We start from the raw sequence: 3879 nt of genomic DNA on the forward strand, positions 1-3879 counted from the left end.
GACGCCTCCGAATCCAGGTGCGCCTCACCGTATGAGGTACCCAGATCGTCGACGTCGGGTCGCCCGACATTGTGCAAATACTGCGAGGCGACGTGGCCCTCGAAGACATTCTTGAAGTACGTCGGGAGACCGAGGTGGATGTAGAAAAAGTGCGCCATGTCGGTGACGTTGTCGATGATGTCGCGGCAGTTCGACCCTTCGATCAGGATTGAGTTCCACCGCCAGTCGGTCCATTCGTCGCTGGCCGCCTCGGGGATCTCCGGGATCTGCACCTCGGGCTGCGGCGGGTTGCCCTCGTGGTCGTGCCAGACGAACAGCAGGCCCCCGCGCACGTCGGTGTGCCAGGAGCGGGTGCGGGCCAGTCGTGGCGTGCGTTTGGCGTAGGGCACCAGCTTGCATTTGCCGTCGCCGCCCCAGCGCCAGTCGTGGAACGGGCAGGCGACTTCGTCGCCCTTGACGGTGCCCTGCGCCAGGTTGCCGCCCATGTGCCGGCAATAGCCGTCGAGCACGTGCACGTCGCCGTGCGAGTCGGCGAACACGACGAGGTGGGTGCCGAAAGCCTCGACCCCATGGGTCTCGCTGTCCAGGTAATCCTTGACCGGGCCAAGGCAATGCCAGCCGCGCGCGTAGCGGTCGGGCAGGGTGCCGGCGTCGATCTCGCGAACACCGGCAGTCTCGGTAGCCATGACGCCTCCAACTTTGTCAGCTTCTAACTAGAACACGTTACAGTTTTCCTACGGGATCGCGCAATGAACGTGGTGATACCTGCCGGAGCACCCAGGCTGCGGTATATCTGAACGATGCCGCTGTTTTCCTTCGAAGGCCGATCGCCGACGGTCGATCCCACTGCCTTCGTCGCACCAACCGCGACCTTGATCGGCGACGTCACGATCGAGGCCGGGGCGTCGGTGTGGTTCAACACCGTGCTGCGCGCCGACTATGCGCCCGTCATTGTGCGCGAAGGGGCCAATGTGCAGGACGGATCGGTGTTGCACGCGCCGCCCGGGATCCCGGTCGACATCGGCCCGGGAGCAACGGTGGCGCACATGTGCGTCATCCACGGGGTCCATGTCGGGGCAGAGGCGCTGATCGCCAACCATGCCACCGTCCTCGACGGCGCGGTGATCGGTTCGCGCAGCATGGTCGCGGCTGGTGCATTGGTGGTCGGCGGCACCAAAATTCCCGACGAGGTGCTCGTCGTCGGGGCGCCGGCCACGGTCAAAGGTCCGATCGCGGGCACCGGCGCCGAAATGTGGGTGAATGTGAACCCGAAGGCATATCAGGATCTGGCCCAGCGCTATCTGACTGGCCTGGAACCCGTGTAGCGTTTGTAATGCCCAGCGGAACAACGGTTTTCGTGAAGGGCTAGCGCATCCAATCCGGTGTCACCGGGAGCCCATTGTGGTGGCGGTATTCGGCGATGGCCTTGAGGTTTTTTAGCTCCAGCAGGTGGCCGGCGCCGAACATCTCCCAGAAGTCGCCGACCCAGACCGGCCGTTCCGGCGGGGCTGCGTCGGGATAGGGGTTGTGGTCGTAGAACGGATGGTGGCAGTTGGTCCACAGCACCACCGAGCCGGGTTTGTCGAGCACCTCCTGCGCGTCGATGACACGCATCAGATAGACCATCCAAAGGTGCTTGCCTTGATCCCACGCGCACTGATAGTCCACAGTGCGCGCCTGCTCGTTCGCCCGCGTGCGGGTATAGATCCTGGTGTCCGACCCCAGCCGGTCATAGGCCAGCCACAACCCCGGTTCATCGGTCTCGACGAACCCGCGCAGGCTATAGGTCCACTCCTCTAAACAGCGGGTATCGGCCATGTAGGCGAACAACTCATCGGGCGGGCAGTCGATGTAGTCGTTGATGGTGATGTACTGGCCGAATACCTCGTCGTGCGGGTAGACCGAGTGCATCATCTCCATAATGACCGGGGTGGCCTTCTCCCGCGGGCTGGTCTCGATGCGGGTCAAACCCTCGATCGGCTCGGTGCTGCCGGTGTGGGCGGCGATATCTTCAAGCGCGGGCAGCGACATCGGATCGGCCTCCTTCGTATGCGAACGGCGATTGAGTTCATACCATTTGGCGCAGGTGATGGGGGAAGTGGCTCCTGTCAAAAACGTTGCAAACGCATAGATTTCGCCGGTATTGCAGTTCGCACTATACACGTATTGTATATCTATGGACGCCGATTTTATGCGCGCTATTTCTTGGCCGAGTCGGTTGAACCGATTGGGGCTCGGGCTCGTTATATGTGGTACCAGCGCCTTTGCGACATCACGCTCGCATGGGCATGGCAGTCGGTCGCGTACAGGTCGCCGCGGCCGGTTGAATGCTGCGGTCTCGCGAGAGGACCATGATCGGACGACTCGATACCTGCGATACATCAAGGCCCGAGCTGATGATTGAACTTCGCGACGTGGTGCGCGAATACCGGATCGGCGGTCAGTGCGTGCGCGCGCTCGACGAGATCAGTCTGCGGTTCGGGGGTGGGCAGTTTGTGTCGGTAGTAGGGCCGTCGGGGGCCGGCAAGAGCACGTTGCTGCACTTGCTCGGCGCATTGGACTCGCCTGATTCCGGCTCGATCAAATTCGATGGCGACGAGATCGGCCACCTTAGCGACGAACAGCAGTCGGAATTTCGCCATCATCGCGTGGGGTTCATCTTTCAGTTCTTCAACCTGTTGCCGACCTTGTCAGCCTGGGAAAACGTAGCGGTCCCGAAGCTGCTTGACGGTGTCCGGCTGGGCAAGGTCAAGTCGGATGCGCTTCGGCTGTTGGACCGGGTTGGGCTCGGCGACCGGGCCCAGCACCGGCCGGCGGAACTGTCGGGCGGTCAAATGCAGCGGGTCGCGGTGGCGCGGGCGTTGATGATGGACCCATCGCTGATTCTCGCCGACGAACCGACCGGGAACCTCGACTCGACAACGGGCGCTTCGATCTTGGCGCTGCTTGCCGAGGTGGCGCACGAGGACGGCGGCAGTCGGCTGGTGGTGATGGTGACCCACAATTCGGATGCCGCGGCGACGACGGATCGGGTGATCACCCTCCAAGACGGACGGGTCGGTTCCGACGAGTTGTCAGCGGTCGCGGGATGAGACCGGGCTCGGCCATCGCGGCTACCGCGAGCCGGATACGTGTGTTCAGCCTCCGCGAACTTGTTGTGCATCGTCGGCGCACGACGGCCTCGATCGCCGTAATGGCGGTATCCGCAATGTATCTGGTCGCGGTATTCGGAATTTTCGGTTCGATCACCGGATCGGTCAACCGGCTGGCCGATGGGATCGCGGGAATCGCCGCGCTCGAGGTGTCGGGCATTACCGACGCGGGATTTCCGGACACGATAACGGCCGATGTCGCCGCCGTTCCCGGCGTCGCGACCGCGGCACCGATGATTCGGACTTCTGCGTCCACGGCATCAGGCCCAGTTCTGCTGTTCGGCGCAGACAAGAGCTGCGCCGCGCTGGGTGGTGCCTTGAAAGACGCCGTCGCGAAACCACTAAAGACACTGTCCGCCAACCCCAACGGTGTGCAGGTCGGGCCCGGTGTCGGTCACCGCAAAGGCGAGACATTCCGGCTGGGCTCGGCTTCGGTCGCAGTCACCGAAGTGCCCGCCGACAAGCAGCTGGCGGACCTCAACGGCGGACACTACGTCCTCGCTCCACTTGCTTTGGCGCAGAACATAACCGGACGAAAAGGTCAGCTCGACTCGATACTGATCACTACAAAGTCCGGTGCCAATCTCGCAGCTGTGCGCGCCGCGGTCACGGCCGCTGTGAAGGGCCGGGCAATCGTTGCGGATCCGAGCATGCGAGCAGCCCGGGCCGGCGACGGCGTCAAGCTGATGAACTACATGGCGTTGATGGGCGCGGGAGTTGCATTGGT

5 protein-coding genes are annotated in these 3879 nt (G+C 63.1%); 3 read left to right on the top strand and 2 right to left on the bottom strand.

Annotation, left to right across the window (positions count from 1 at the left end):
- A partial coding sequence (locus WAN71_RS11895; RefSeq protein ID WP_422225520.1) for a Rieske 2Fe-2S domain-containing protein occupies nucleotides 1–686 on the bottom strand: 686 nt, incomplete at its 3' end.
- Between the two features lie 114 nt (nucleotides 687–800).
- Between WAN71_RS11895 and WAN71_RS11900 the strand changes: the two genes are divergently transcribed.
- Nucleotides 801–1325 carry a gamma carbonic anhydrase family protein gene (locus WAN71_RS11900; protein WP_422225521.1) on the top strand — a complete coding sequence of 175 codons (525 nt, stop codon included), beginning with the start codon at nucleotides 801–803 and terminating at the stop codon, nucleotides 1323–1325.
- 40 nt (nucleotides 1326–1365) lie between these two features.
- On the opposite strand, the gene WAN71_RS11905 is transcribed toward WAN71_RS11900, so the two are convergent.
- Nucleotides 1366–2031, bottom strand: coding sequence for an SRPBCC family protein (locus WAN71_RS11905; protein WP_422225522.1), 666 nt, complete (start codon nucleotides 2029–2031; stop codon nucleotides 1366–1368).
- A 365-nt stretch (nucleotides 2032–2396) separates the two neighbouring features.
- Between WAN71_RS11905 and WAN71_RS11910 the strand changes: the two genes are divergently transcribed.
- Nucleotides 2397–3092 (top strand): ABC transporter ATP-binding protein, encoded by a 696-nt coding sequence (locus tag WAN71_RS11910; protein WP_422225523.1) that lies wholly within the window; start codon nucleotides 2397–2399, stop codon nucleotides 3090–3092.
- A partial coding sequence (locus WAN71_RS11915; RefSeq protein WP_422225524.1) for an ABC transporter permease occupies nucleotides 3089–3879 on the top strand: 791 nt, incomplete at its 3' end. The genes WAN71_RS11910 and WAN71_RS11915, both read left to right, overlap by 4 nt.

Source organism: Mycobacterium sp. (assembly GCF_049280035.1).
In the GTDB taxonomy this organism is placed as follows: Bacteria; Actinomycetota; Actinomycetes; order Mycobacteriales; family Mycobacteriaceae; genus Mycobacterium.